We start from the raw sequence: 26,158 nt of genomic DNA, 5'->3' as shown, positions 1-26,158 counted from the left end.
GCAACCCCTACTTTGATGAAACTTGAGTGAAAAGCGCTCAGGGCTTGAGAGGCCCGAGCAACTGTTCCTTGAACGGAAGGTCAGCAGGTGCGCTGACCGCATTGGACATCCACTGGCCGGTGAACCCGAGTATGAGGTTCTTCGACCAGTCGGCCACCAATAAAAATTGTGGTATCAGGCGAGACTCCTGCCACCACGGATCCTGTTGTACCGGCCCCAGGCTCAGCAGCCCGACGGCCACCACCACCAGCAGCCCACCGCGGGCAGCGCCGAAGGCCATGCCGAGAAAGCGATCGGTGCCGGACAACCCGGTCACGCGAATCAGCTCGCCGATGAGGAAATTGAGCATCGCCCCCACCAGCAAGGTGGCGACGAAAAGAATGGCGCAGCCGGCGATGACCCGGGCCGATGGCGTCTGGATGTAGCTTTCCAGATACTGCGCAAGCGAACCGCCGAACATCCAGGCAACCGCACCGGCGACAATCCAGATGAGCAGGGACAAGGCTTCCTTGACGAAGCCGCGCTTGAGACTGATCAGTGAGGAAACGGCGATGATCGCGATGATCGCCCAATCAACCCAGGTAAATGCCACGGTGCTGCCTGCCGACGTTTGAGGCGGCGCATTTTAGCAGAGCGCAGGCCTTGGGGTAAGCGGAATGTCACGTCGTTGAAGGGCTGCAGCCTGACCCAGGGGACAGCTTTGAGCCAGCAGGCCGTGCCGCCCACCCCACGTGCACGGCGATAAACCACCAGCACTGGCGTGGGCGTGCCCAAGCATGGATATCAGCCGCGCTCGGGCTGGAAACGCACCACGATACCCTTGAGGTTCTGCTGACGATTGATCACATCACGCAGGCGCTCGGCCTCGGCTCGCTCGATCAGCGGCCCGACATATACCCGATTCATGCCACCCGCCGAACGGATATAGGCATTGTAGCCTTGGCTGCGCAGCGTCTTTTGCAAGTTTTCGGCGCCGGTACGATTGGACAGGCTGGCAAGCTGGATCGACCAGCTGACCGGCAGGCCATTGGCATCGATCTTCGAAGCAGCCGTCGGCTTTGCCGCCGGGGCAGGCGTCGCAAGCGTCGGGGCTGGCGCAGACGCAGGCGGCTGCTCAACCTTGGGCGTTGGCACCGGGGTCTGCGGCTTGGGCTGCACAGGCGCCTGAACCTGCGGCGACGGCGTGATGGGCTGGCTCGGGGCGCTCACCGGCGCGCTGGACTCATTCACCACCACTGGCGCTTGCTCTGCCTGATCAGGCAACGGTTGCGGCTCCGGCACCTGGACAGGTTCAACCTGCACCTGCGGCAGGCTCGGCATGGCCGGCGCTTGCGGCGCCTCGACGCGCACCTGGCGCATCTCGTCTTCGCGGGTGAACAGCATCGGCAGGAAGATCACCGCCAGCGCCACCAGCACCAGCGCACCGACCATACGCTGTTTGATCCCTTTATCCAGCACTGCCATCTACTCCATCCTCGGGGACATGCCGCTCAAGCCAGGCCAGGGCCTCGCCGACACAGAAGAACGAACCGAACAGCAAGACCTGGTCATCCGCCGTCGCCTGCGTGCACTGCGCTTCAAGCGCAGCACCGACGCTGACATAGGACTTCACCGTCGCACCGAGGTTCGCCAGCGCCTGCTCAAGCTCGCACGCAGGACGGCTACGCGCTGTGCCCAAAGGCGCCACCGCCCAGTCATCGACCAAGCCCTGCAGCGGTGCGATCACACCCTCAAGGTCCTTGTCGGCAAGCAGGCCGAACACGGCAAGACGCCGCCCCTTGGGCGCACGCGCAGCCAAGCGGCGCGCCAGGTACTCAGCAGCATGCGGGTTGTGACCGACGTCGAGCAGCAACTCGACAGGCTTGCCAGCGAACTGCGCCACGCGCCGGTCGAGGCGACCGGTGATACGTGTATCAAGTAGCGCCTGGCGAACCTGCCCTGCATCCCACGCCAGCCCCGTGAGCAGGAAGGCCTGCAAGGCGAGTGCCGCGTTTTCCATCGGCAGGTCGAGCAGCGGCAGGTCATGCAGCTCGACCTGCGTACCGTCAGGCGCGGTACCGCGCCACTGCCAGTACTGGTCGGTGTTCGACAGGTCAAAATCGCGACCGCGCAGGAAGAACGGGCAGCCCAGCTCGCGCACTTTGTCCAGCAATGGCTGCGGCGGATCCAGGTCGCCACACAGGGCCGGTTTGCCCTGGCGGAAGATACCGGCCTTCTCGAAGGCCACCGACTCGCGGGTATCCCCCAGATAGTCGGCGTGATCGACACCGATGCTGGTCACCAGCGAAACATCGGCATCCACCAAGTTGACCGCATCCAGTCGGCCACCCAGCCCTACCTCGAGCACCACGGCATCGAGCGCCGACTGCTTGAACAGCCAGAACGCCGCCAGGGTGCCCATTTCAAAATAGGTCAGCGAGATTTCACCGCGCGCCGCCTCGACGGCAGCAAACGCCTCGCACAGTTGCTCATCGCTGGCTTCGACGCCATCGATGAGCACCCGTTCGTTGTAGCGCAGCAAGTGCGGCGAGCTGTACACCCCAACCTTGAGCCCCTGCGCACGCATCAGCGCGGCTACGAAAGCACAGGTCGAGCCCTTGCCATTGGTCCCGGTGACGGTCACCACACGCGGCGCCAGGGCGCCCAACGCCAGGCGCGCGAGCACCTGTTGCGAGCGCGCAAGGCCCATGTCGATGGCCGAGGGGTGCAGCTGTTCGAGGTAGGCGAGCCAGTCGCCCAGGCTGCGCTGGTTCATCACGCGACCGGAGCGAGCTCTTTGGCTTCGTCCGGTGTGGCTTGGCCGGTCATCTGCGCCAGCAGGCGCGCCAGACGCACGCGCAGTTCGCCACGCGGGATGATCAGGTCGATAGCACCGTGTTCCAGCAGGAACTCGCTACGCTGGAAGCCTTCCGGCAGTTTCTCGCGTACGGTCTGCTCGATCACGCGCGGGCCTGCGAAACCGATCAGTGCCTTCGGCTCACCGACGATCACGTCACCGAGCATCGCCAGGCTTGCAGAAACACCGCCATAGACCGGGTCGGTCAGTACCGAGATGAACGGAATGCCTTCTTCACGCAGGCGCGCCAGTACCGCCGAGGTCTTGGCCATCTGCATCAGCGAGATCAGCGCTTCCTGCATGCGCGCACCGCCCGAGGCGGAGAAGCAGATCATCGGGCAACGGTGTTCGAGGGCGTAGTTGGCCGCGCGCACGAAGCGCTCACCGACGATGGCACCCATCGAACCGCCCATGAACGAGAACTCGAACGCGCTGACGACCACAGGCAGGCCCATCAGGGTGCCGCTCATGGAAATCAGGGCATCTTTTTCGCCGGTCTGCTTCTGCGCTGCGCTCAGGCGATCCTTGTACTTCTTGCCATCACGGAACTTCAAGCGGTCGACCGGTTCCAGGTCGGCACCCAGTTCGGCACGGCCGTGCTCGTCGAGGAAGATGTCGATGCGCGCACGCGCGCCGATGCGCATGTGGTGGTTGCACTTAGGGCAGACATCGAGGGTCTTTTCCAGCTCCGGACGGTACAGCACGGCCTCGCAGGACGGGCACTTGTGCCACAACCCTTCAGGTACCGAACTCTTCTTCACCTCGGAACGCATGATCGAAGGGATCAGTTTGTCTACCAACCAGTTGCTCATGCTTTCTTTCTCCAGTATTGGCCGGCGGGAGGCGTTGCCTGCCCGCCCCTGCCCTTGAGCTCAAATTCTGCTTCGAAACGACGATGGGCCGGCCATGCGCTGGCAACGTACCGCCCCACCTTCAATAGTTACGCCGACACCCCGCACAGGCGCTACCTGGCAGCATCGGGCTGCGAAACCTATGGACGATGGCGCGCGGCCAGCCGTCACATCCACACTCATGCCTGCCTCACCGCCCGCATGAAGGCCTCGATCTTGGCGGCATCCTTGATGCCCTTGGCGTATTCCACGCCGCCGCTCACATCCACTGCATACGGACGTACCTGGGCAATGGCCTGGGCGACGTTGTCGGCTGAAAGCCCCCCGGCAAGGATGATGGGCTTGCTCAGCCTTGCCGGCACCAACGACCAGTCGAAGGCTTCGCCGGTTCCACCTGGCACACCAGGCACGTAGGTGTCGAGCAGGATGCCGCGGGCACCGGCGTAGCGCTGGCAAGCAGCCTCCAGGTCGTCGCCTGGACGCACCCGCAAGGCCTTGATCCAGGGCCGATGATAGCCCTCGCAGTCGGCTGGGGTTTCATCGCCGTGGAACTGTAGCAGGTCCAGGGGAACCGCTTCGAGGATCTCGTTAAGCTCGCAGCGCGAGGCATTGACGAACAAGCCTACGCAGGTCACGAACGGTGGCAGCTCAGCCATGATCGCGCGGGCCTGGCGTACATCCACCGCCCGTGGGCTTTTGGCGTAGAAGACAAAGCCAATGGCATCAGCGCCCGCTTCGGCGGCGGCCAGGGCATCTTCGATACGGGTAATCCCGCAGATCTTGCTGCGCACGGTGCTCATGGACGGGGATCCTTTGATCGGTGAAGGGGCGGATGTTAGCAAAGGCCAGCCCCCCCGTCAGTTGCCCAAGGCTTCGTAGCCGGTGAGAAAGTGTGGGCCGATGTAACGCTGGGGCAAGGCGAACTCCTCGGGATATTCCACCTGCACCAGGTACAGGCCATAGGGATGCGCTGTCACCCCACCCTCGCGGCGGTTGCGCCCCTCCAGCACCTCACGAGCCCACTGCACCGGGCGCTCACCCGCACCGATGGCCATCAGCACGCCAGCGATGTTGCGCACCATATGGTGCAGGAACGCGGTGGCCCGCACGTCCAGCACGATCATCTGGCCATGGCGAGTGACACGCAGGTGATGGATATGCTTGATCGGCGACTTGGCCTGGCACTGGCTGGCGCGGAAGGCGCTGAAGTCGTGGGTGCCCAGCAGGTCTCGCGCGGCCAGGGCCATGCGCTCGACGTCCAGCGGGCGATGATTCCAGGTCACCTCTTCGGCCAGGTGCGCCGGGCGGATCGGGTCGTTGTAGATCACGTAGCGGTAGCGCCGCGCGGTGGCCTTGAAGCGCGCATGAAAATGCGCCGGCATCGGCCGTGACCAGACCACGCTGATGTCATGCGGCAAGTTGAAGTTGCTGCCCAGGGTCCAGGCCCGCTCGTCGCGCACCGCACGGGTATCGAAATGCACGATCTGCCCACTGCCATGCACGCCAGCGTCAGTGCGCCCGGCGCAGATCACGCTGATCGGCTCGTTGGCCACCTTCGACAACGCCTCTTCCAATGCCTGCTGCACACTGGGCACGCCACTGGACTGGCGCTGCCAGCCACGGTAGCGCGAGCCTTTGTATTCCACGCCCAGGGCGATACGAGCGTAGCCTTCGGCAGCCGATTCGGCGGCGGTGTCGATGATGTCCAAGAGAGGAAAACCTGTGAGCTGATACGAAACGGCCGGGATTATAACGGCAACGGCAGCCTGGGTGGGCTGCCGTAAGGTGCGTGCTGCCTGTGCCGACCTCTTCGCGGCTCAATCCGCCCCCAGGCGACTGCGAGCCACCTGCCAGGAACGGGCTCAGCCCTGAGGCAGCCTCAGACCAGGCGCGAGAGCATGTCGCTGGCTTCCTGGCGCTGGATGTGGTCGCCATCCTTGACCACTTCGTCGAGGATGTCGCGAGCCCCTTGGTGATCGCCCATGTCGATGTAGGCCCGGGCCAGATCCAACTTGGTGGCCACCTCATCGGTCCCCGAGAAGAAGTCGAAGTCCAGATCGTCCAGCGGCTCGGGCTCCAATGCAGCGTCTTCTGCGGTGAACTGCGGCTGCGCGGAAGGCACGTCGAGGTCCGACGACAGCTTGTCCAGCTCGGCATTGACGCCATCGAGCTCCGAAGCGAACTGCTGGTCGGCTGGCGAGCTGTCATCCAGCGACAACGACAGGTCGAAATCCTCAGGCAGCTCTAGCTCGGAAATCGGATCGAATGCCGGCATGGCTTCGAACGCGGCCAGCTCCGCGGCAACGTCCACGGGCGCCTCCTCGTTGCTGGCAGCGGCCGCGGGCTCGGCGATGTCCAAGTCGAAATCGGCCAGGTCATCGAGTACTTGAGGCTCTGGCGTCTGGGCTTGGGCTTGCGCGAGCAACGCTTCGAAATCGTCGTCCGCATCGGTTTGAGCGACTGGCGCGGCGGTGTCGGACGCAGGCTGCGGCTCGATCGGCGCAGCCTCTTCGAGCACAGGCAGATCCAGCGGATCGTCCAGCGGCAAGTCATCGTCCAGGCTCAGGTCGAAGGCACCGTCCAAGTCGTCATCAGCGCTCTGCGCAACCGGCTCGGGCTCGACGCCCGCGAGTGCATCGGGCTCAGGCTGCACCTCAGGCTCAGGCTGCGGCTCGACCACAGGTGCAGGCGCGTCCTGGGCAGGCTCTTGAAGCAACGCCTGGACGAACTCCTCGTCGAGCCCGGAAGCGGCGGCACCGGCTGCAACCGCAGCCACACCCAGCATGGCTGGGAAGCGCTCTTTGAGCGCGGCCACTTCGGCTTGATTCTGCTCGTTCGGCGCCAGCTTGCGCTCCTGGCCTGCGAAGGCGTCCTGATCCCCCTGGCGGGCGTAGACCTCCATCAGCTTCAAGCGCAAGTCGCTGCGCTGAGGATCGGACGCCACCGCCGCTTCCAGCAGGTCGGCAGCGTGGTTCAAACGACCGCGTGCCAGACTCTCGTCGACTTCGGCCAGTAGCGCTGCGCGCGGATCGACGAACGGCGCTGCCGGCTCGGCGACCGGCGCAGGTTTTTCGGCTGCCGCAGCAGCAGCGGCCGATGCGGCCACCACGGCAGGCGACAGGGTCACGCTGGGCGCCGAGACGTCCAGGCCATCGAAACTGTCCGCAGGCAGATCCAGATCCGGCGCGCGCTCACCCTCCTCGGACAACGCCCGGGCCATGCGCAGGTGTTTCTCGGCTTCTTGCTGGGCCTTGCGCTTGCGCGCAAGGAGCAAGAGCAGCAGCAACAGCACGAGGAACGCGGAACCTGCGATAAGACCCAGCAACAGCGGGTTGCCCAATATCTGGTCGAGCACGCCCTGTTCCTGGCTAGCAGGGGCTTCACTGGCAGCCGGTGCCGTATCGACCGCCGCCGGAGCAGGTGCTGCCGCAGGCTCAGCGGGGGTCAATTGCGCATCGATTGCAGGCTGGGCTGGTGCTACCGACTCCACCGGCGGCGTTGCTGCAGGCGCAGGCTGGGGCGCTGCTGCCTGGGCTTCGAGACGCGCCAGCTGATCGTTTTTCATTTCGATCAGGCGCTGCAGCTTGTCCAACTGACTCTGCAGGTCGGTCATGCGGCTCTTGAGTTCTTCGTTGTCACGACGGCTGGTGTCTAGGCTTTCCTGGGCCACCGCCAGCTTGTCGTTCAACGCACGTGCATCACCGACCGCGCCCTTGCCGCCAGGCGACACCAGGCGCAAGTTGTCACCCTGGACGATACGCGCTGGCGCACTGCCGGCCTCGCCACGTCGGGTCGCATCGAGCTGCCGAGCTCGCGGGCCGAGGCGGCGACCTTCACGCCAGGCCGCATACTGCTCGGCCACTTCACGATTGGCCTCTGGCCGAGAGATGCTCTGGATCTGCTGCTGGTCGGGCAGGCGCAGGACCTGGCCGACCTTCAACTGGTTGATGTTGTTGCCAATGAAGGCGTCCGGGTTGAGCGCCTGGATCGCCAGCATGGTCTGTTGGACCGAGCCGCCGTGGGTGTTGCGCGCAGCAATCTGCCAGAGGGTGTCACGGCGCTTGGTGGTATAGCGCCCGGCACTCACCGCAGGGTTGATCGCGGCGCGCGTCGGCTGGTCGGCCTGAGCCTGGGCCTGGTCGAGCAACACGCTGTAGTCGCGCAACAGGCGGCCCTGGGGCCACATGACCTGCACCAGGAACTTGACCACCGGTTCCGCTAGCGGCTTGCTCGAGGTGACCCGCAGCACACTGCGGCCGTTGGGGTTGATCACCGGGGTGAAGGTCAGGTCTTCGAGGTAGGTCGGAAGTGGGACGCCAGCCCTGGCGAAATCTTCCGGCGACGCCAGGCTGGGCGACATTTCGGCGGCCTTGAGGTCGCGCACGTCGAGCAGTTCGATCTCGGCATCCAGCGGCTGGTTCTGCGCCGACTTCAGGGTCAGCTCCCCCAACCCCAGAGCGTTGGCGACACCCGACGACAACGCCGAGGCGGCCGCGACAGCCAGAACCAGTTTGCGAATTCGAAGCATGAACTCTTCCCTTGTATGAATCGTCCCAAAAACCCTGTTGCGGTGTAGGACAAAATTGCTGGCCAGTATCTTTTACGCCATGTGTTTTATCAACAATTGCGCCACCTGCACGGCGTTGAGCGCCGCCCCCTTGCGCACATTGTCGGTGGTCAGCCAGAGGTTGAGCTGTTCAGCCTCGTCGATACCACGTCGTACACGACCAACATAGACCACGTCCTGACCCACTGCGTCCCCTACAGGCGTCGGATAATCACCCGGCTCGACCCGTTCGATGCTATCAGCGCCGTCCAGAGCGTCATTGACGGCCTGCAAGTCGACCGGGCAAGTGCTCTGCAACGCCACACTGAAGCTATCGCCGAAAAACACCGGTACTTGAATACAGGTCACGGAAATCTTCAATTGCGGCATCTCCAGCAGCTGTCGCAACTCGCCCACCAGACGTTGTTCGACCAGCGTATGTCCCTGCTCGTCGGCGGCGCCGACCTGTGCCAGCAGGTTGAAAGCCATCTGGCGGTCGAAAAAGCGCGGCTCAAGCGGGCGCGCGTTGAGCAGCTCGGCGGTCTGGCGAGCGAGCTCGCTAACGCCCTCGCGACCTTGGGCCGACACCGCCAGACAGGCATTGACCTGCAAACGCTCGATCTGCACCAGCCCCTTGAGCGGCGCCAAAGCCACGGCCAGGGCCACAGCGCCTGCACAGGGGCTGGTGATCAGCGCAGGCTGGGGCAGTTCGGCGATGCGCTGGCCGTTGGCTTCCGGGACCAGTGCGATTGCGTTTTCCAGGGCGCCAGACAGGTCAATGACGGTACAGCCAGCTTCGTGCGCCTTAGGCGCGAAGCTGCGGCTGACGGCTGCACTGGCGGCGAAGAACACCAGCTTCACCTGGCTGAAATCGAAGCTGTCCACTTCGCGAACCTTGAGTTTCTTGCCCGCGAACATGACGCTACTGCCCGCCGACTCCATGCTTGCCAGCAGGTGCAAGGTGGCGACCGGGAACGACAGTTCCTCAAGAATCTGCACCAGGGTTTCACCTACGCTGCCAGTGGCGCCTACTACGGCGATGTCGAGTGCTGAGGTCATGGGATGGCTCCTTCTGCTACAGGGGGCTTGCGGCGGGGTGCGGCACTTTACTTGGAATGTGGGGAGGGGGATAGGGTTGGGTAACGATTGTATTCGCTCAGCGGCCTGGATGCGTTCCTTGCACGCCAAACGAACACAAAACCCCGCCCAATAAAAAACCCGTACCTCTTTAAAGGCACGGGTTTTCTCGCATCAATGCTTGAACCTGCGCAATCAACGCTCCAGCAGGATCCGCAGCATCCGACGCAGCGGCTCGGCAGCGCCCCACAGCAACTGGTCGCCCACGGTGAAGGCACCCAGGTACTGCGACCCCATGTTCAGCTTACGCAGACGGCCAACCGGGATATTCAGCGTACCGGTCACCTTGGTCGGGGTCAGTTCCTGCATACTGATTTCACGCTGGTTCGGCACCAGCTTGACCCAAGGGTTGTGCTGGCTGATCAGCCCCTCGATATCGGCCAGCGGTACATCCTTGTTCAGCTTGATGGTCAGGGCCTGGCTGTGGCAACGCATGGCACCGATGCGCACGCAGATACCATCCACCGGGATCGGGCTCTTGAAGCGGCCAAGAATCTTGTTGGTCTCGGCCTGGGCCTTCCACTCTTCGCGGCTCTGGCCGTTCGGCAGTTCTTTGTCGATCCACGGGATCAGGCTACCGGCCAGTGGAACACCAAAGTTCTCGGTTGGGAACGCCTCGCCACGCATGGTTTCGGCCACCTTGCGATCGATGTCGAGGATGGCGCTGGCCGGGTTGGCCAGATCGTCAGCCACCGCGGCGTGGGTCGCGCCCATCTGCTTGATCAGCTCACGCATGTTCTGCGCACCGGCACCGGAGGCCGCCTGGTAGGTCATGGCGCTCATCCACTCCACCAGACCCGCTTCGAACAAGCCACCCAGGCCCATCAGCATCAGGCTGACGGTGCAGTTGCCGCCGATGTAGTTCTTGGTACCGGCGTCGAGCTGCTGATCGATGACCTTGCGGTTGACAGGGTCGAGCACGATGACCGCGTCATCCTGCATGCGCAGCGACGAGGCAGCGTCGATCCAGTAGCCCTGCCAGCCGGCTTCGCGCAGCTTGGGGAAGACTTCATTGGTGTAGTCGCCGCCCTGGCAGGTCAGAATGACGTCGAGGGTCTTTAGCTCTTCAATGTTGTAGGCATCCTTGAGCGGCGCAATGTCCTTGCCCACGTTCGGACCCTGGCCACCCACGTTGGAGGTGGTGAAGAACACCGGCTCGATCAGGTCGAAGTCCTGCTCTTCGAGCATACGCTGCATGAGCACGGAACCGACCATTCCACGCCAACCGATCAGACCTACACGTTTCATCGCAACTACACCTTTACTAAAAAGTGGGCCGCTACCGGGAGTTTTTGGTAGCGGGCCAGAGAGATTACAGATTCCGCAGCGCTGCGACTACTGCGTCGCCCATTTCCTGCGTTCCGACCTTGCGGCAACCTTCCGAGAAGATGTCGCCCGTGCGCAGCCCCTGGTCCAACACCAGGCTTACCGCCTTCTCGATGGCGTCGGCCGCGGCTTGCTGGTTGAAGCTGTAGCGCAGCATCATCGATACCGACAGGATGGTCGCCAGCGGGTTGGCGATGCCAAGCCCTGCGATATCCGGCGCCGAACCGTGGCATGGCTCGTACATGCCCTTGTTGTCGGCATCCAGCGAGGCCGACGGCAGCATGCCGATCGAACCGGTAAGCATGGAGGCTTCGTCCGACAGAATGTCGCCGAACATGTTGTCGGTCACCACCACGTCGAACTGCTTCGGTGCGCGCACCAACTGCATGGCGGCGTTGTCGACGTACATGTGGCTGAGCTCAACATCCGGGTAGTCCTTGGCCACTTCCTCGACCACTTCACGCCACAGCTGGCTGGAGGCCAGGACGTTGGCCTTGTCCACCGAGCACAGCTTCTTGCCACGCACACGGGCCATGTCGAAGCCGACGCGGGCAATGCGGCGCACTTCGCTTTCGCTGTACGGCAGGGTGTCATAAGCCTGACGCTCGCCGCCTTCCAGCTCGCGCTGGCCACGTGGGGCGCCGAAGTAGATGCCGCCAGTCAGCTCACGGACGATCAGAATATCCAGGCCCGCAACGATTTCCGGCTTGAGCGACGAAGCGTCGGCCAGTTGTGGATAGAGAATGGCCGGACGCAGGTTGGCGAACAGGCCCAACTGCGAACGGATTTTCAGCAGGCCGCGCTCCGGGCGGATGTCGCGCTCGATCTTGTCCCATTTCGGGCCACCCACGGCGCCCAGCAGCACGGCATCGGCCTGGCGCGCGCGCTCAAGGGTTTCGTCGGCCAGTGGTACGCCGTGCTTGTCGATGGCAGCACCGCCGATCACGTCATGGGCCAGGCTGAAACCGAGCTGGAACTTGTCGTTGGCCAGTTCCAGCACCTTGACCGCCTCGGCCATGATTTCCGGGCCGATGCCATCACCTGGGAGAATCAGAATCTGCTTGCTCATGCTTTCCTCTATTCATTCAAGCGGCGTGGCAGGTTGCGCCACGCCGTAAACAATCAACGCTCAGCCCACAACACCAGCACATCGGTGCTGAACGAGCCGTCGGCTTCGATCTGGTAATACTGCCGTACTTCCTCGCCCATGGCTTGCTGCAACTGGCGAATGGCCACGCACAGCGGCTCTGGCGTGCGCATACGCGCCACCCAGGAGTTCCATTCAAGGCGCAGGCGCTGACGGGTGTGGCTGCGCACGTGCAGGCCAGCTTCGCTGACCTGGCGCTGCCATTCGGCGGCGCTATAGTCGCGCACATGGCTGGTGTCGCGCAGCACCTCGACGCTCTGCAAATAGGTGTCGAGCAGTGGGCTGCCCGGCGACATCACGTCGATGAACGCAGCCACCCCGCCAGGCTTGAGCACCCGGCGCACCTCACGCAGGGCAAGGCCCAAATCGCTCCAATGGTGCGCCGAATAGCGGCTGAAGACGAAGTCGAAAGTCCCCTCGTCGAATGGCAAGCGCTCTGCGGCACCGTGCTCGGTACGGATATTGGCCAGGCCGCGCGCATTTGCCGCAGCGGCTACCACATCCAGCATCGATTGCGACAGGTCGTAGGCCACCACTTCAGCGACCAGCGGGGCGACGTGGAAACTCACATGGCCAGCACCACAGCCCAGGTCCAGCACGCGGGCCTCGCGCTGCTCGGCCAGCGCGTCCTGCAACAGGGCGAACTCACGGCCCTCGGCGTGCACGGCGCTGCTGAGGTAGGCACTGGCCTGTTCGCCGAACTGGCGCTGGACCACATCGGTGTGGGTAGTGCGGGTCATGGGGTCAATCCTTTAAAAAGTTGCTAGCCAGTCCGGCCCCTTCACGGGCAAGCCCGCAAAGAGGCCGGAACAATCATCTACAGACTTCAGGCATCACGGAACAGCCACGGCTGGCTGGCGCGGTGCTTGCCCTCGAACGCCTTGATCGCGTCGCTGTCTTGCAGGGTCAGGCCGATATCGTCCAAGCCGTTGAGCAGGCAGTGCTTGCGGAAGGCGTCGATCTCGAACTTCAGCACCTTACCGTCCGGACGGGTCACCGCCTGGGCTTCGAGGTCGATGGTCAGCTGGTAGCCTGGGTTGGCCTCGACTTGCTTGAACAACTCGTCCACCTCGGCGGCATCGAGGATGATCGGCAGCAGGCCGTTCTTGAAGCTGTTGTTGAAGAAGATGTCGGCGAAGCTCGGCGCGATCACGCTACGGAAGCCGTATTCGTCCAGCGCCCACGGGGCGTGCTCGCGGCTCGAACCGCAGCCGAAGTTCTCGCGGGCCAGCAACACGCTGGCGCCTTGATAACGCGCGTGGTTGAGCACGAACTCTTCGTTCAATGGGCGCTTGCTGTTGTCCTGGTAAGGCTGGCCAACGTCAAGGTAGCGCCACTCGTCGAACAGATTCGGACCGAAACCGGTACGCTTGATCGACTTCAAAAATTGCTTGGGGATGATCTGGTCGGTGTCGACGTTGGCACGATCCAACGGGGCGACCAGGCCGATGTGCTGGGTGAAGGCTTTCATGCTGCGCTCCCTTGGATCAACTCGCGGACATCGATGAAGTGGCCGGTCACGGCGGCAGCCGCAGCCATGGCCGGGCTGACCAGATGGGTACGACCACCGGCGCCTTGACGGCCTTCGAAGTTGCGGTTGGAGGTCGAGGCGCAGTGCTCTCCGCTCTCCAGGCGATCCGGGTTCATGGCCAGGCACATGGAGCAACCAGGCTCACGCCATTCGAAGCCGGCTTCGAGGAAGATCTTGTCCAGGCCTTCACGCTCGGCCTGCGCCTTGACCAAGCCCGAGCCCGGCACGACGATGGCTTGCTTGACGCTGGCGGCCACCTTGCGCCCCTTGGCGATCTCGGCGGCGGCACGCAGGTCTTCGATCCGCGAGTTGGTGCACGAACCAATGAACACGCGATCCAGACGGATATCGGTAATCGCCTGGTTGGCACTCAAGCCCATGTACTTCAAGGCGCGCTCGATCGAGCCACGCTTGATCAGGTCAGCCTCGGCAGCCGGATCCGGCACGCGCTGGTCAACGGCCAGCACCATTTCAGGCGACGTGCCCCAGCTGACTTGCGGTTTGATCTGCGCAGCGTCCAGCTCGACCACGGTATCGAACACAGCGTCTGGGTCGGACACCAGGTCTTTCCACGACTCGACCGCACGCGCCCACTGCTCGCCCTTCGGCGCATAGGGGCGGCCTTGGACATAGGCAACGGTGGTCGCATCGGTTGCCACCAGCCCCACACGGGCGCCGGCTTCGATGGACATGTTGCAGATGGTCATGCGGCCTTCCATCGACAGCTCGCGGATCGCGCTACCAGCGAATTCCATGGCATGGCCGTTGCCGCCAGCGGTGCCGATCTTGCCGATCACGGCGAGCACGATGTCTTTGGCGGTGACGCCGGCGGACAAGCTGCCCTCGACGCGTACCAACATGTTCTTCATTTTCTTGGCGACCAGGCACTGGGTCGCGAGCACGTGCTCGACCTCGGAGGTGCCAATGCCGTGGGCCAGCGCACCGAAGGCGCCGTGGGTAGAGGTGTGCGAGTCGCCACAGACCACGGTCATGCCCGGCAAGGTAGCACCCTGCTCAGGGCTGATGACGTGAACGATACCCTGGCGCTCGTCATTCATCTTGAATTCGACGATGCCGTATTCGTCACAGTTCTCATCGAGGGTCTGCACTTGCAGGCGCGATACCTGGTCGACGATGGCCTCGATGCCGCCCTTGCGCTCTGGCGTGGTCGGTACGTTGTGGTCGGGGGTGGCGATGTTGGTATCGATGCGCCACGGCTTACGGTTGGCCAGGCGCAGGCCCTCGAAGGCCTGGGGCGAGGTGACCTCGTGGATGATATGGCGGTCGATGTAGATCAACGAGGAGCCGTCGTCGCGGCGCTTGACCTCGTGAGCATCCCAGAGTTTGTCGTAGAGCGTTTTGCCAGCCATCAGACTGTTCCTCATCAGCGTCTTTCTATGCCAAAGACCCCTTGGCTTGTACGGACGATGCTATGGCGATAGATTGAATAACTCAAATTCATAATTTTCATGCTTTGCATAACCATCAGGAATTCGAACCATGGACCTGGCCAACCTGAGTGCTTTTATCGCCATCGCCGAGACCGGCAGCTTTTCCGGTGCCGGGGAGCGCCTGCACCTGACCCAACCGGCCATCAGTAAACGCATCGCCGGCCTTGAGCAGCAACTGGACGTTCGCCTGTTCGATCGCCTGGGCCGTGAAGTGACCCTGACTGAGGCCGGTCGAGCCCTGCTGCCACGCGCGTACCAGATTCTCAATGTGCTCGATGATACCCGCCGCGCACTGACCAATCTGACTGGAGAGGTGAGCGGTAGACTGACCCTGGCCACCAGTCACCACATCGGCCTGCACCGCCTGCCTCCCGTACTCCGGGCGTTCACCCGCCAATACCCGGCCGTGGCGCTGGATATTCAGTTCCTGGATTCAGAAGCCGCCTACGACGAAATCCTGCATGGCCGCGCAGAAATTGCCGTTATTACCCTGGCGCCGGAACCTCACCATCTGATCAAGGCCACCGCAGTGTGGGAAGACGCCCTGGATTTCGTCGCCGCCCCCGAGCATCCACTGGCGAGCAACGGGCACGTCAACCTGGCGGACGTGGCGCGCCATCCGGCGGTTTTTCCCGGCGGTAACACCTTCACCCACCACATCGTCCAGCGCCTATTCGAAAGCCAAGGCCTGACGCCCAACATCGCCATGAGTACCAACTACCTGGAGACCATCAAGATGATGGTCTCCATAGGCCTGGCGTGGAGTGTGCTGCCACGTACTATGCTGGATGAACAGGTGGCGCCCATCGCCTTGCCCGGCATACAGCTGTCGCGCCAGCTAGGCTACATTCTGCATACCGAGCGCACGCTATCGAACGCGGCCAGGGCCTTCATGGCTCTGCTCGATAGCCATGCAGGGTCTACCTGAGCGTTCGTCAGTACGGCATTCAACTACGAGGATTTGTGCCAAATGGCCGTTCAACGCCGGCCTTTCGCACAAAGCCAGGGACGCGTCATCCGCCAAAGGTCTGGTACAGATGCCCAAATCAGCAAACCGCTTTCCGCGTCTGCCGCGTATCCCAGCGGTCGATCCTCAGGAGTCGGAACAGGCCTGGCAGAATGCCCCGCAGTTGCTCGCCGCGCTCAATGGTGCGCATCTGGGCGCCTGGCTGTGGGACATCGATACCGGTAGGGTCAGCTGGTCACGGGGAACCCAGGCGCTATTTGGCTTCGACCCGCACAAGCCGCTGCCCAGCGACGTGGACTACCTGGAGCTATTGCCAGAAGAGGACCGCGCGCGGACCCGCCAGGCGTTCCAGGCGGTGGTCAACGGCGAACCGGTCGAGCAGGCCATGCGCCATCGCATCCGCTGGCCCGACGGCAGCATGCATTGGCTTGAAATCAATGGCAGCCTGACCTTCGATGCCCACGGCCGGCGCCAGATGATCGGCGTGATCCGCGAGATCAGCCGCCAACGCGAGCGGGAAACCGCCCTGATCAACTCGGAAAAGCGCTTCGCCACCCTCTTCCACCTCAGCCCCAACGCGATCTTGCTGACCCGTCGCCACGACGGTCTGATCATCGAAGTCAACCAGCACTTCGAGGACACGTTCGGCTGGCCGGGCTCTTACGTCGTGGACAAGACCAGCATCGAACTGGGTCTATGGGTCAACCCCGAGCAGCGCCGCCACGTACTGGAGGCCACGCGCGCGGGTAACGGCCCGCTGATCATGGAGGTGCAGTTCCGCGCCAGCAGCGGCAGGGTCCATGACGGCATCCTGTGCACTCAGGGTATCGAGCTGGAAGGCGTCACGTACCTGATCAGCACCTTCGTCGACACCACTGAGCGCAAGCGCGCCGAACAGGCACTCAAGGACAGCCAGGAACGCCTGGACCTGGCATTGGACTCGGCCCAGCTGGGTACCTGGGACTGGCACATCCCCAGCGGCATGCTGTATGGATCGGCCCGTGCGGCCCAGCTGCACGGCCTTGATCCGATCCCCTTCCACGAGTCGTTCGACGCCTTCTTCGAAGGCGTGCCCGAACACGAGCGCGACGCCATGCGCCACGCCTATCGCAGCTTGCGCGAGGGGCCGGCGGGCAACTACCAGATCACCTACCGGGTAGAGTTGGAAAACGGCGGCTCGCGCTATATCGAAAGCCGCGCCCGGCTGTACCGCGACGAGCAAGGCAACCCCTTGCGCATGGCCGGGACGCTGCTCGACATCACCGACCAGGTAGAGCGCGAGCAGCGCCTGAGCGCCTCGGAAGAGAAGTTCGCCAGCCTGTTCCAGGTCAGCCCCGACCCAATCTGCGTCACCCACCAGGACTCCGGCCAGTTTATCGAGATCAACCCCGCCTTCAGCCAGACCTTTGGCTGGAGCCCCGAGCAAGTGCTTGGCCGTACCGCCGAGGAGCTGGGGTTATGGGTCGAATCGTCGGCACGCGCCCAGCGTATCGAACGGGTGATCCGCGACCAGGCCCTGAGCAATGTGGCGGTCGGGGTCAACCACCGCAATGGCACGCCGCTGACGTGCGTAATCTCCAGCCGCCTGATCACGGTCGACAATCAGCCCTGCAGCGTCACCACGCTGCGCGACATCACCCAACAGCAACGCGCCGAAGCGGCGCTCAAGGCCAGCGAGGAGAAATTCGCCAAGGCCTTCCACTCCAGCCCCGACGCCATCACCATCACTGAGCGCCAGAGCGGCCGCTATCTGGAGGTCAACGACGGTTTCAGCCGCCTGACCGGCTACAGCGCCAGCGAGGTGGTAGGCCAGACGGTATACGACCTCGGTATCTGGGCCGACAGCAAACAGCGCACCGCCTTGCTCAACGAACTGCGCGAGCAGGGCCGGGTGCACCATCGAGAGATGCTCGGGCGCAACAAGCGCGGCGACATTCTCACCGTGGAAGTGTCGGTGGAACCTATCAGCCTCAACGAAACCGACTGCTTGCTGCTAACCGCCCGGGACGTCAGCCTGCTCAAGAACGCGCAAGCGCAGATCCGTCATCTGGCCTACCACGACCCGCTGACCAACCTGCCCAATCGCGCCTTGCTCATGGACCGCCTGAGCCAGCAGATCGCGCTGCTCAAGCGCCACAACCTGCGTGGCGCCCTGCTGTTCCTGGACCTTGACCATTTCAAGCACATCAACGATTCGCTCGGCCACCCGGTAGGCGACACGGTGTTGAAGATCATCACCGCACGCCTGGAAGCCAGCGTGCGCCTGGAGGACACGGTGGCACGGCTGGGCGGCGATGAGTTCGTGGTGTTGCTCAGTGGCCTGGAGGGCAGCCGCGAGCTGGTGGAGAGCAAGGTCCGCGAACTGGCCGATACCCTGCGCGAGCTGTTGGCCGAACCCATGTCGCTGGATGGCCAGCGCCTGCAAGTGACGCCGAGCATCGGCGTGGCATTGATCCCCGACCACGGCACGACCCCCGCCGATCTGCTCAAACGCGCCGACATCGCCCTATACCGCGCCAAGGACTCGGGGCGCAACACCACCGAGCTGTTCCACACCACCATGCAGAAAGCCGCCAGTGAGCGCCTGCGCATGGAAAGCGACCTGCGCCTGGCGCTTGCCCGGGGTGAACTGGCCTTGCACTTCCAGCCCCAAGTGGACGCCCGGGAGAACCGCATCGTCGGCGCCGAAGTGCTGCTGCGCTGGCAGCATCCACAATTGGGCCAGCAGCCGCCTGGGCAGTTCATTCAGGTACTCGAAGAAAGCGGCCTGATCCTCGAAGTTGGCTCCTGGATCCTCGATGAAGCCTGCAACGCCTGTGCCCGCCTGCTTGCGGACGGGCTGATCGACGTCGACGATTTCAGCCTGTGCGTGAACATCAGCCCACGCCAGTTCCGCCAGAACGACTTCGTCGAACGGGTGCTGCGCAGCCTGGACGACTACCGCCTGCCACGTCGCCTACTCACACTTGAGATCACCGAAGGGATCGTCATCCAGAACCTGGAAGACACCATCAACAAGATGCGCGAACTCAAGCGCTTCGGCGTGAGCTTCGCGATGGACGATTTCGGCACCGGCTATTCATCGCTGACCTACCTCAAGCGCCTGCCGGTGGATGCGCTGAAGATCGACCAGACCTTCGTGCGTGACGCCCCGATCGACCCGAACGATGCCGAGATCGTCCGCGCTATCGTGGCCATGGCCCGCAGCCTGGACCTGGCGGTGATCGCCGAGGGGGTCGAGCTGACCGAGCAACTGGAGTTTCTGGAAAAGCTGGGGTGCCACCTGTACCAGGGCTACCTGCACAGCCGACCACTGCCGTTGCAGGAGTTCAGGCAAATGCTGATGGAGACGCCGGCGGACTTTTGACCAACAGCCACCCTCATAGGACAGCACATAACCTGCTGATTTAGCAGAGACTTGCGCGAGCGCAGTGCTACGGGCTGAATGAGCTTCTAAAGGATGATCCGCACAATGCAAACACAAAGGGCACCCGAAGGTGCCCTTTGTTTGATCCCGCCGAACTCAGTTCAGCGCAGGCTTTTCGCCGTTGATCGGGATGCGCTTGGCCTTGGCTTCTTCCGGCACAACCCGCAGCAGTTCGATGCTGAGCAGACCGTTGGCCAGCCCTGCGCCCTTGACCTCGATATGGTCAGCCAAGCGGAACGAGAGCTTGAAGGCGCGCTGGGCAATGCCCTGGTGCAAGAAGGTCACCCCCTCCTTGCCAGCCTCGCGTTTGCCACCGGTCACGGTCAGGACGCCTTTTTCGACTTGCAGGTCGAGGTCCTCCTCCACGAAGCCAGCGGCAGCAACCACGATGCGATAGTGGTCATCGCCATGCTTTTCCACGTTGTAGGGCGGGTAGCTGCTACCGGCCTCATTACGTGCGGCGGCTTCGAACAGGTCGTTGAAACGGTCGAAACCAACGGAGTTACGGAAAAGTGGAGCGAGAGAGAAAGCGGTAGTCATGGTCATAAACTCCTGAAATTCAGCAAGTAAGTCACTCCGCGACCCGAGTTCGGCATCGCGTACTCAAAGAGATATGGCCGGGTAAAACGCTTTCAAGGGCGCCTCGAAAAATTTTTTCACGCTTCCTCGAGAACCCCCGCAAAACCTGCCGATGGCCGAGCGAAAGGCCCGATTCAGGCAACACAAGCTGGCGCGAACGACGCCTGTCCCTGCAATAGCTCACTGATGCGCTGGCAATCGTCCTCACGCCGCAACTGCGCAAACAACGCAACCGCCTCGGGGTAGCTGCGCGTGAGCATCGCCAACCACTGTTTCAGGCGCCCTGGGGCGTAGCGCGGCGAGAGCTTGTCCTGGGCTTGGCGCCAGAATTCGCGCAACAGCGGCAACAGTTCGTCCCAGCGCAGCGGTTGATAGTCGCGACCATCGCGCGCGGCGGCGATCTGCAAAGCCAGATCCGGGCGTGACACCAACCCGCGTCCCAGCATGATGTGCTCGGCGCCGCTGACCTGACGGCAACGTCGCCAGTCATCGACCGTCCAGATCTCGCCATTGGCGAACACCGGCACCTGGACCACCTCCTGCACCCGGGCCACCCACTCCCAGTGGGCCGGCGGCTTGTAACCGTCAACCTTGGTCCGTGCGTGCACCACCAAATGCGCAGCGCCCCCTTCGGCCAAGGCGATACCGCACTCCAGGGCACCGTCGGGGCTGTCGAAGCCCAAACGCATCTTGGCGGTCACCGGAATGTGCGCCGGCACCTGGCGACGCACTTCGCCCACGATGGCATGCAGCAGCTCGGGCTCCTTGAGCAGCACGGCCCCTCCGCGCGACTTGTTCACCGTCTTGGCCGGGCATCCGAAGTTCAGGTCAATCACCGGCGCCCCCAACTGGCAGGCCAACACGGCGTTCTCGGCCAGGCACACCGGGTCCGAGCCGAGCAGTTGCACGCGCATCGGTACACCGGCAGCAGTGCGCGCCCCCTGGCGCAGCTCGGGGGCGAGCTTGTCGAACGAGGACTCCGGCAGCAAGCGGTCACACACGCGGATGAACTCGGTCACGCACCAGTCGATACCGCCCACTCGGGTGAGGACGTCGCGCAGGATGTTGTCGACCAGCCCCTCCATTGGGGCCAGGGCAATTTGCATGTAAGGGGTCTCAGGGCGAAAAAGGCCGCAGTCTAGCAAAAATCGGCCGCTGTTCAGCTGCCGATCAGCGCCGCGCCGTAACCGTCGAGGAACTCTGCCGGCATACGTCGGGGCTTACCACTGGACAGTTCGATGCAGGCGAACGTGGTCTGCGCACGCAGCAAGGTAACGCCATCGCTTGGGCGCTTTAGCTGAAAACGTCGGGTCATGCGCAGGCGTTGGTCCCAGTCGATGATCCAGGTGGCCAGTTGCAGCTCGTCCTCTTCGTAGGCGGCAGCGAGGTAGTCGATTTCGTGACGCACCACCGCCATGGCGCGGTCCAGGCGCCGGTACTCGGCCAGGTCCAGCCCCAGGCGCTGGGAATGGCGCCAGGCACAGCGCTCCAGCCAGGTGACGTAGACTGCGTTGTTGGCATGGCCAAGGCCGTCGATGTCCTCGCTGCCAACGCGCAGGTCGATGATGAATGGTGCTGCCAAATCCCAGCTCATGCCCGCTCCAAATGTCTGTGAACGGGCAGAGTGTAACGGATGCTCAAGCGCTTTGTAGGGTCTGCTGGGCGGTGCGTGCCAGCAGCTCCAGCACCGCCTCGCCCACACGCGGGTCGGCAAGCACCCGTTGATGACCGCCTTGCTCAAGCAGCAGCAGGCGACTGTCGAACCAAGCCTTGTGGATCACCTGCGCCTCGCTGGCCGGCACCAGCCGGTCGTCACCGGCATGTACCACCAAGCCCGGCAGCTCCAGCTGGTAAACGCTGACATCCAGGCGCGACACCTGCACACCGACATCACGCTCGACCTGGCGAATGAACGCCGCGCGGGCGCGAGCCGGCAAGCCCAGGCGCCGGGCGAAGCCACGCAATACGCCGAGCAGTTGCGCAGGCGCAGCGATACTCACTGCGGCATCGACGCGCAGCCCCCATTGCAGAGCCAGCATCACGCTAGCGCCGCCCATCGAATGGCCGATCACCGCGCGCAGTGGTGGCAGTTGTGCAGCCGCCTCCAGCAGTGCCCGGGCAAATGCTGCCACGTGCGCCTGCTCACCCGGCGAACAGCCATGTGCCGGACCTTCCAGGGCAACCACCGTGTAGCCGGCTTCGACCAGGATTTCGATCAAGGTCGCGAACTGCGTCGGCCGCCCTTCCCAACCATGCATCAGCAACACCGTAGGCCCCTGCCCCCAACGCAGTGCCGATAAACCGAAACGCAGGGTAATGCGTTCAGCCCTGGCCAGTAGCGGCAACTCCCAGGGCCTTGGCGGCAGATTGCGCGGCGTCATGAAGGCGCGACGCATGCGACCGGCAACGTGCTCAGGGGCCAGGTGGCCAAGGGTGCCGTTGACGCCGCGAATCCAGCTCAAGTTAGTCATCAGCGTGCTCCAAGGGTCAGGTCATTCAAATAACCGCCGACTTGGCGGCGCGCAGGATGCGGTCGGACAGGTCGCCACCGCCCAACGCGCGGGCAACGGCAAGCCCCCCTACCATCAAGGCGAAGTCGGCGAGCGCCTTGTCGATGTCTTCAGGGCGGTCGACCATTTGCGCCGTCATCAGCTCGATGTGCTCGATCAGTACCTGGCGAAAGGCCTCTGGCAGCCGGTGCATCTCGCCGAGCGAATTGGGAATCGGACACGCCTGAACGTCGGCATCACGGTGCTTGCGCGATAGGTAGAAAGCCGCCAAGAGCGCCCGACGCCCGGCACCGTCGAGGCTGGGATCGACCCCGGCCAACAGCGCACGACGCTCGGCGAGCAACTGGCTGAAAGCCTCCAGCATGAGTTCATCCTTGCTCTCGAAATGGGCGTAGAAGCCACCCACGGTCAAACCGGCAGCGCCCATCACCTGGCTTACGCTCGGCTCTGCAGGGCCCTGCTGGATCAGCGCACTACGCGCGGCGTCGAGAATACGTTCGCGGGTTTTAGCCTTTTTGTCGGTCATGGCTCACCTCATGAATATTATGATCAACATATTATATTCATAATATTTTCTGGCAAGCGAAATCCGCGATGCTCGATCGATTGCAGGATTCATCAGGAGGGATAAAAACAAAAGGCCCATTCAATAATCGAATGAGCCTTATAAGCCCCGCAAAACGCGGGTAAAAAATTGGCGTCCCCTAGGGGACTCGAACCCCTGTTACCGCCGTGAAAGGGCGGTGTCCTAGGCCACTAGACGAAGGGGACGTAACCTTCGTGCCGACCCGCTTACGCGAATCGCGGCAAATTGGTGGAGCTAAGCGGGATCGAACCGCTGACCTCCTGCATGCCATGCAGGCGCTCTCCCAGCTGAGCTATAGCCCCAAGATAAAACAAAAGACCCATCCATCTGGTGATGAGCCTTTTAACGCCCGCAAAACGCGGGTAAAAGTGGCGTCCCCTAGGGGACTCGAACCCCTGTTACCGCCGTGAAAGGGCGGTGTCCTAGGCCACTAGACGAAGGGGACGTAACCTTCGTGCCGACCCGCTTACGCGAATCGCGGCAAATTGGTGGAGCTAAGCGGGATCGAACCGCTGACCTCCTGCATGCCATGCAGGCGCTCTCCCAGCTGAGCTATAGCCCCAAGATAAAACAAAAGACCCATCCATCTGGTGATGAGCCTTTTAACGCCCGCAAAACGCGGGTAAAAGTGGCGTCCCCTAGGGGACTCGAACCCCTGTTACCGCCGTGAAAGGGCGGTGTCCTAGGCCACTAGACGAAGGGGACGTAACCTTCGTGCCGACCCGCTTACGCGAATCGCGGCAAATTGGTGGAGCTAAGCGGGATCGAACCGCTGACCTCCTGCATGCCATGCAGGCGCTCTCCCAGCTGAGCTATAGCCCCAAGATAAAACAAAAGACCCATCCATCTGGTGATGAGCCTTTTAACGCCCGCAAAACGCGGGTAAAAGTGGCGTCCCCTAGGGGACTCGAACCCCTGTTACCGCCGTGAAAGGGCGGTGTCCTAGGCCACTAGACGAAGGGGACGAACCTTCTTACCTTCAAGACCTGGCTGCTTTAGCCCGATCTTGCTTGCCAGCCTTGGCTGACAAACGGAATTTGGTGGAGCTAAGCGGGATCGAACCGCTGACCTCCTGCATGCCATGCAGGCGCTCTCCCAGCTGAGCTATAGCCCCGGATTTCTAGCCTCTCGGCCCAGCGATGCGAACATCGCTTGTGCAAAACTGGCGTCCCCTAGGGGACTCGAACCCCTGTTACCGCCGTGAAAGGGCGGTGTCCTAGGCCACTAGACGAAGGGGACGAACCTTCTTACCTTCAAGACCTGGCTGCTTTAGCCCGATCTTGCTTGCCAGCCTTGGCTGACAAACGGAATTTGGTGGAGCTAAGCGGGATCGAACCGCTGACCTCCTGCATGCCATGCAGGCGCTCTCCCAGCTGAGCTATAGCCCCACAATGTCGCTCTGAACCGAATCGCTGGCTGGGTGCCTGACGCTTCGTTTTCGTTCATCGCTGTGGACGGGGCGCATATTAAGTTCCGATTGCTAGGCTGTCAAACTTATTTTTGAAATTTTTCAAAATTTTTTTCACAGATAACAATCACTTACCGCCCTGCCCTGCCCGCTCAACGCGTTGCAGTGCCCTGGCAACGGACTTGCCCTACGATTGCGATGGTGGATTAGCCACTGCGATCACGGGGCAAGCCTGCTGCCAAGGCCGGAAACAGCTGCCGTCAGGCGATGTTCGCCAGCAGCTTTTCCCACTCTTTGTTTTCTTTCTTCGACACGCCACCGAGCAAATCGATGGCTTGGCGCAGACGGTAACGGGTCAGGTCGGGGCCGAGGATTTCCATGGCGTCGAGCACCGAGACCGAACTGGCCTGGCCAGTGATCGCAGCGAACATCAGTGGCATGGCATCGCGCAGCTTGAGTTGCAGCGACTCGACCACCGCCTGGATGCAGCCGGTAATACGGTCTTTTTCCCACTGGCGCAGGCTTTCGAGCTTCCACAGGATCAACTGCATGACCTGGCGTACCTGGTCAGCCGAGAGTTTCTTGCTTTCGAACAGTTTGGCGTCCAGCTTCAAGGCGCCTTCGAAGAAGAAACCACCCAGCGGGGCGATCTGGCTGAAGGTTTCGACACGGCCTTGCACGTGCGGCGCGATCTGCATCATGTAATCGCTGTTGAATGCCCACTTCTGCACCCGTGCCGCGAACTCATGCACCGGCAGTTCCCGCAGCCATTGGCCGTTGAGCCAGCTCAGCTTCTCGATGTCGAAGATCGGCCCGCCCAGCGAGATACGCGACAGGTCGAAGTGCTCGACCATCTCGGCCAGGGAAAACTTCTCGCGCTCGTCCGGCATCGACCAGCCCATGCGGCCCAGATAGTTGAGCATCGCCTCAGGCATGAAGCCCATGCGCTCGTAGAAGGTCACCGACGTCGGGTTCTTGCGCTTGGAGAGCTTGCTCTTGTCGGGGTTGCGCAGCAGCGGCATGTAGCAGAGCTTGGGCTGCTCCCAGCCAAAGTACTCGTACAGCTTGATCAGCTTGGGCGCCGAGGGCAGCCATTCTTCGCCACGCAGCACATGGGTGATGCCCATCAGATGGTCGTCGACCACGTTGGCCAGGAAGTACGTCGGCAGGCCGTCGTTCTTCATCAGTACCTGCATGTCCATGCGGTCCCATGGGATCTCGACATCGCCACGCAGCATGTCCGGCACCACACAGATCCCTTCGCTGGGCACCTTCATGCGGATCACGTGCGGCTCGCCGGCCGCCAGGCGGCGCTGGACTTCCTCGTCGCTCAGCAGCAGTGCGCGGCCATCGTAGCGCGGGGTTTCGCCACGCGCCATCTGCTCGGCGCGCATCTGCTCCAGCTCTTCAGCGGTGCAGAAGCAATAGAACGCATGGCCGGCATCGACCAGTTGCTTGGCGTACTTGGCGTAGATCTCGCCACGCTCGCTCTGCCGATATGGGCCATGGGGGCCACCGACATCCGGGCCTTCGTTCCACTCGATGCCGAGCCAGCGCAAGGCGTCGAAGATCTGCTGTTCCGACTCGCGGGTCGAGCGCAGTTGGTCGGTGTCTTCGATACGCAGGATGAACTCACCGCCGTGCTGCTTGGCAAAGCAGTAGTTGAACAGGGCGATGTAGGCAGTGCCGACGTGGGGGTCGCCAGTGGGCGAAGGCGCGATGCGCGTGCGAACGGTGGTCATGGGAGTCTCGAACGAAGATTGAAACAAAGGCGGGATGTTAGCAGGGAGCGGGCACCGGGCTCCAGCAATGGCGCTATTGCCACTTGTGACGCGGCCGTCGGTCACTGTTAAATT

Annotated in this window: 21 protein-coding genes and 10 tRNA genes; 2 read left to right on the top strand and 29 right to left on the bottom strand. The window is 62.8% G+C overall.

Annotated elements, in window-relative coordinates:
• Positions 1-37: 37 nt before the first annotated feature.
• The 13 genes from FEM01_RS20740 to leuC form a co-directional block, all read right to left on the bottom strand.
• A complete protein-coding gene (locus FEM01_RS20740; protein ID WP_138221335.1) occupies positions 38-592 on the bottom strand; it encodes a CvpA family protein in 555 nt (184 codons plus the stop codon).
• A 191-nt stretch (positions 593-783) separates the two neighbouring features.
• The gene (locus FEM01_RS20735; RefSeq protein ID WP_138221334.1) at positions 784-1,464 is read right to left on the bottom strand and encodes an SPOR domain-containing protein; all 681 of its coding nucleotides are present in this window, start codon (positions 1,462-1,464) and stop codon (positions 784-786) included.
• Positions 1,448-2,755 carry a bifunctional tetrahydrofolate synthase/dihydrofolate synthase gene (gene folC, locus FEM01_RS20730; RefSeq protein ID WP_138221333.1) on the bottom strand — a complete coding sequence of 436 codons (1,308 nt, stop codon included), beginning with the start codon at positions 2,753-2,755 and terminating at the stop codon, positions 1,448-1,450. The genes FEM01_RS20735 and folC overlap by 17 nt, the downstream gene beginning before the upstream one ends.
• Positions 2,755-3,648 carry an acetyl-CoA carboxylase, carboxyltransferase subunit beta gene (gene accD / locus FEM01_RS20725; protein ID WP_138221332.1) on the bottom strand — a complete coding sequence of 298 codons (894 nt, stop codon included), beginning with the start codon at positions 3,646-3,648 and terminating at the stop codon, positions 2,755-2,757. The genes folC and accD overlap by 1 nt, the downstream gene beginning before the upstream one ends.
• 218 nt (positions 3,649-3,866) lie before the next feature.
• Positions 3,867-4,487 (bottom strand): phosphoribosylanthranilate isomerase, encoded by a 621-nt coding sequence (locus tag FEM01_RS20720; RefSeq protein ID WP_138221331.1) that lies wholly within the window; start codon positions 4,485-4,487, stop codon positions 3,867-3,869.
• Positions 4,488-4,544: 57 nt separating this feature from the next.
• Positions 4,545-5,396, bottom strand: a complete 852-nt coding sequence (gene truA / locus FEM01_RS20715; RefSeq protein WP_138221330.1) for a tRNA pseudouridine(38-40) synthase TruA — start codon at positions 5,394-5,396, stop codon at positions 4,545-4,547.
• A gap of 170 nt (positions 5,397-5,566) precedes the next feature.
• Positions 5,567-8,215, bottom strand: a complete 2,649-nt coding sequence (locus FEM01_RS20710) for a FimV/HubP family polar landmark protein (RefSeq protein ID WP_138221329.1) — start codon at positions 8,213-8,215, stop codon at positions 5,567-5,569.
• 72 nt (positions 8,216-8,287) lie between these two features.
• Positions 8,288-9,292 carry an aspartate-semialdehyde dehydrogenase gene (locus tag FEM01_RS20705; RefSeq protein ID WP_138221328.1) on the bottom strand — a complete coding sequence of 335 codons (1,005 nt, stop codon included), beginning with the start codon at positions 9,290-9,292 and terminating at the stop codon, positions 8,288-8,290.
• Between the two features lie 213 nt (positions 9,293-9,505).
• Complete coding sequence (gene asd / locus FEM01_RS20700) at positions 9,506-10,618, bottom strand: aspartate-semialdehyde dehydrogenase (protein ID WP_138221327.1); 1,113 nt, start codon at positions 10,616-10,618, stop codon at positions 9,506-9,508.
• A 64-nt stretch (positions 10,619-10,682) separates the two neighbouring features.
• The gene (gene leuB / locus FEM01_RS20695; RefSeq protein ID WP_138221326.1) at positions 10,683-11,765 is read right to left on the bottom strand and encodes a 3-isopropylmalate dehydrogenase; all 1,083 of its coding nucleotides are present in this window, start codon (positions 11,763-11,765) and stop codon (positions 10,683-10,685) included.
• A 53-nt stretch (positions 11,766-11,818) separates the two neighbouring features.
• A complete protein-coding gene (locus FEM01_RS20690; RefSeq protein ID WP_138221325.1) occupies positions 11,819-12,583 on the bottom strand; it encodes a class I SAM-dependent methyltransferase in 765 nt (254 codons plus the stop codon).
• Positions 12,584-12,669: 86 nt separating this feature from the next.
• On the bottom strand, positions 12,670-13,314 hold the full coding sequence (leuD, locus tag FEM01_RS20685; RefSeq protein WP_138221324.1) for a 3-isopropylmalate dehydratase small subunit: 645 nt from the start codon (positions 13,312-13,314) through the stop codon (positions 12,670-12,672).
• Positions 13,311-14,744 carry a 3-isopropylmalate dehydratase large subunit gene (gene leuC, locus FEM01_RS20680; protein ID WP_138221323.1) on the bottom strand — a complete coding sequence of 478 codons (1,434 nt, stop codon included), beginning with the start codon at positions 14,742-14,744 and terminating at the stop codon, positions 13,311-13,313. The genes leuD and leuC overlap by 4 nt, the downstream gene beginning before the upstream one ends.
• Positions 14,745-14,874: 130 nt before the next feature.
• Between leuC and FEM01_RS20675 the strand changes: the two genes are divergently transcribed.
• Both FEM01_RS20675 and FEM01_RS20670 read left to right on the top strand, forming a co-directional pair.
• Positions 14,875-15,753: a LysR family transcriptional regulator gene (locus FEM01_RS20675; protein ID WP_138221322.1), complete on the top strand. Its 879-nt coding sequence runs from the start codon at positions 14,875-14,877 to the stop codon at positions 15,751-15,753.
• 109 nt (positions 15,754-15,862) lie between these two features.
• Positions 15,863-19,159, top strand: a complete 3,297-nt coding sequence (locus FEM01_RS20670; protein WP_138221321.1) for a PAS domain S-box protein — start codon at positions 15,863-15,865, stop codon at positions 19,157-19,159.
• A gap of 156 nt (positions 19,160-19,315) precedes the next feature.
• Here FEM01_RS20670 and FEM01_RS20665 read toward each other — a convergent pair whose 3' ends face one another.
• The 16 genes from FEM01_RS20665 to gltX form a co-directional block, all read right to left on the bottom strand.
• Positions 19,316-19,759 carry an Hsp20 family protein gene (locus tag FEM01_RS20665; RefSeq protein ID WP_138221320.1) on the bottom strand — a complete coding sequence of 148 codons (444 nt, stop codon included), beginning with the start codon at positions 19,757-19,759 and terminating at the stop codon, positions 19,316-19,318.
• Between the two features lie 173 nt (positions 19,760-19,932).
• On the bottom strand, positions 19,933-20,904 hold the full coding sequence (locus tag FEM01_RS20660; protein WP_138221319.1) for a tRNA dihydrouridine synthase: 972 nt from the start codon (positions 20,902-20,904) through the stop codon (positions 19,933-19,935).
• A gap of 53 nt (positions 20,905-20,957) precedes the next feature.
• Positions 20,958-21,392 (bottom strand): acyl-CoA thioesterase, encoded by a 435-nt coding sequence (locus FEM01_RS20655; protein ID WP_138221318.1) that lies wholly within the window; start codon positions 21,390-21,392, stop codon positions 20,958-20,960.
• A gap of 43 nt (positions 21,393-21,435) precedes the next feature.
• The gene (locus FEM01_RS20650; protein WP_138221317.1) at positions 21,436-22,269 is read right to left on the bottom strand and encodes an alpha/beta fold hydrolase; all 834 of its coding nucleotides are present in this window, start codon (positions 22,267-22,269) and stop codon (positions 21,436-21,438) included.
• 25 nt (positions 22,270-22,294) lie between these two features.
• Positions 22,295-22,834, bottom strand: coding sequence for a TetR/AcrR family transcriptional regulator (locus tag FEM01_RS20645; protein ID WP_138221316.1), 540 nt, complete (start codon positions 22,832-22,834; stop codon positions 22,295-22,297).
• Positions 22,835-23,003: 169 nt separating this feature from the next.
• A tRNA-Glu gene (locus FEM01_RS20640) sits at positions 23,004-23,079 on the bottom strand.
• A 41-nt stretch (positions 23,080-23,120) separates the two neighbouring features.
• Positions 23,121-23,196 (bottom strand) — tRNA-Ala (locus tag FEM01_RS20635).
• Between the two features lie 67 nt (positions 23,197-23,263).
• A tRNA-Glu gene (locus tag FEM01_RS20630) sits at positions 23,264-23,339 on the bottom strand.
• Positions 23,340-23,380: 41 nt separating this feature from the next.
• A tRNA-Ala gene (locus FEM01_RS20625) sits at positions 23,381-23,456 on the bottom strand.
• Between the two features lie 67 nt (positions 23,457-23,523).
• Positions 23,524-23,599: transfer RNA gene (locus tag FEM01_RS20620), tRNA-Glu, on the bottom strand.
• 41 nt (positions 23,600-23,640) lie between these two features.
• Positions 23,641-23,716 (bottom strand) — tRNA-Ala (locus tag FEM01_RS20615).
• A gap of 67 nt (positions 23,717-23,783) precedes the next feature.
• Positions 23,784-23,859 (bottom strand) — tRNA-Glu (locus tag FEM01_RS20610).
• A 73-nt stretch (positions 23,860-23,932) separates the two neighbouring features.
• Positions 23,933-24,008, bottom strand: a tRNA-Ala gene (locus FEM01_RS20605).
• A 49-nt stretch (positions 24,009-24,057) separates the two neighbouring features.
• Positions 24,058-24,133, bottom strand: a tRNA-Glu gene (locus tag FEM01_RS20600).
• 73 nt (positions 24,134-24,206) lie between these two features.
• Positions 24,207-24,282, bottom strand: a tRNA-Ala gene (locus FEM01_RS20595).
• A gap of 280 nt (positions 24,283-24,562) precedes the next feature.
• Entirely contained in the window at positions 24,563-26,044 is a 1,482-nt protein-coding gene (gene gltX, locus FEM01_RS20590) for a glutamate--tRNA ligase (RefSeq protein ID WP_138221315.1), read from the bottom strand.
• Between the last annotated feature and the right edge of the window lie 114 nt (positions 26,045-26,158).

The organism is Pseudomonas mosselii, from assembly GCF_005796105.1.
Lineage (GTDB): Bacteria > Pseudomonadota > Gammaproteobacteria > Pseudomonadales > Pseudomonadaceae > Aquipseudomonas > Aquipseudomonas mosselii_C.
The sequence above is the reverse complement of the archived record's forward strand: the minus strand, read 5'-3'. Positions and strand labels throughout refer to the sequence as shown.